General features: G+C 55.6%; 1 protein-coding gene. It reads right to left on the minus strand.

What is annotated here, in order from left to right; genetic code table 11:
• Nucleotides 1–156: 156 nt before the first annotated feature.
• A complete protein-coding gene (locus tag QK293_RS27430) occupies nt 157–1584 on the minus strand; it encodes an IS1182 family transposase (protein ID WP_282383490.1) in 1428 nt (475 codons plus the stop codon).
• Between the last annotated feature and the right edge of the window lie 71 nt (nt 1585–1655).

A 1655-nucleotide genomic window follows, 5' to 3' on the forward strand; every position in this document is an offset into this window, starting at 1 on the left:
CCAGAGTGTGTAAAAACAGGCTCAAGCATCGTCGGCGCGTAGCGCCGACGAGTGTTGGCTGACTCATTGAGCCTAAAGCGTTCTTCGTCGCTCCAGCCCCTTCTCAAGGCCGCTAACAACGCGTTACAGCCCGTCAATTGGGCAAAAAGGGCCTTTTCAGGCCGACAGCGCTTTCATTAGATTCTGCGCACCGAGGATTTTCATCACCCGCTTCAAGTTATAAGCGAGCACGTTCAAACTCATTTCGGCGCTCACCCCGGCTAATCGTCGCGTCAGGAAATGGGTTGCACCCATCCATTGTTTCAGCGTCCCGAAGGGATGCTCGACCGTTCGCTTGCGGATGCTCATCATCTGCGGCGCATTGTCCAGGCGAACCTGCATCTCCTCCAGCACCGCCTCATGCTCCCAGCGACGAACCTTTCGCTCTCTGGCCGGCGTGCATTGCGCTTTTATCGAGCAGGCCCGGCAGTTGGAACTCCAGTAACTGTCCAGCTTCTTGCCTTTATCAACGTAAGAGGAGCGCCAAATCAGCACTTCCTTGGCGGGGCAGATGTACACATTTTTGTCTGCGTCGTAGACGAAAACATCATTGTTGAAGCGTCCATTGAATTTGGCGCGCGAGCTCAGCGTCTTCGGCACATAAGCGGTAATTCCTGCCTCGTGACAGGCTAGGATTTCCCCGCTTTTGAAGTACCCTCGGTCAGCCACCACCGACAACGATTCGAGTTTCATCGCCTCACGGGCCTGCTGGGCCATCGAGCTGAGCTGATCACGGTCGTGACCCACATTGGTCACCTCGTGCGCGACGATCAGATGGTGCTTGGTATCGACCGCCGTCTGCACGTTGTAACCCACGATTCCATTACCGCTCGTCATCATGGAGCGGGCGTCCGGGTCGGTCAGCGAGATCTGTTTGTCCGGCGATGCTTCAAGCTGTATTTCAATCTCCTGAAGCGCCTTCATCTGCTCCTTCAGTTTGGCGATTTTCTCTTCCAAGCCGCCTTTAGGCCCAGAGGGCTTGGGCTCTTCCCGATCAGCCGCATCCAGCGCCGTTAGATAACGGGCAATGCTCGATTCGATTTCTTCCATCCGCCGCTTCAGTTTGGCGCTGGTGAAATTGCGGTCGCGGTGGTTCACCGCCTTGAATTTACTGCCGTCGATGGCGACGAAATTTTCCGAGAAAAGCCCCAACTGCTGACACAGCACAACAAACTGACGGCAGACGCCTCGAATGGCCTTGCCGTTGTCTTTGCGGAAGTTGGCGATGGTCTTGAAATCCGGCATCAAGCGACCGGTAAGCCACATCAGCTCGACGTTACGCTGCGCCTCACGTTCAAGGCGCCGGCTCGACTGGATGCGGTTTAGATAGCCGTAGATGTAGATCTTCAGCATGACTGCGGGGTGGTAAGCGGGTCGGCCAGTTTCAGCAGGGATAGCGCTTTCAAAACCCAAGGTGATCAGGTCGAGCTCGTCGACGAAGACATCGACTACACGCACCGGATTGGTGTCGCTGACGTAATCGTCCAGGCTCTCGGGGAGCAAGGTACTTTGACCTCGGTGTTCGCCTTGGATGAAGCGTTTCATGGGCAACCCTTGCGATGAAATCCTGGGGAATCATAGCAAGGGTTTGCTTGGGTGTTTTGACACACTCTGGG

Origin of the sequence: Pseudomonas sp. AL03, assembly GCF_029960815.1 — a bacterium.
Classification (GTDB): Bacteria; Pseudomonadota; Gammaproteobacteria; order Pseudomonadales; family Pseudomonadaceae; genus Aquipseudomonas.

Excerpts from the sequence above, each read along its gene's own strand:
- QK293_RS27430 (WP_282383490.1), bottom strand. The coding sequence starts at position 1,584 with ATGAAACGCTTCATCCAAGGCGAACACCGAGGTCAAAGTACCTTGCTC.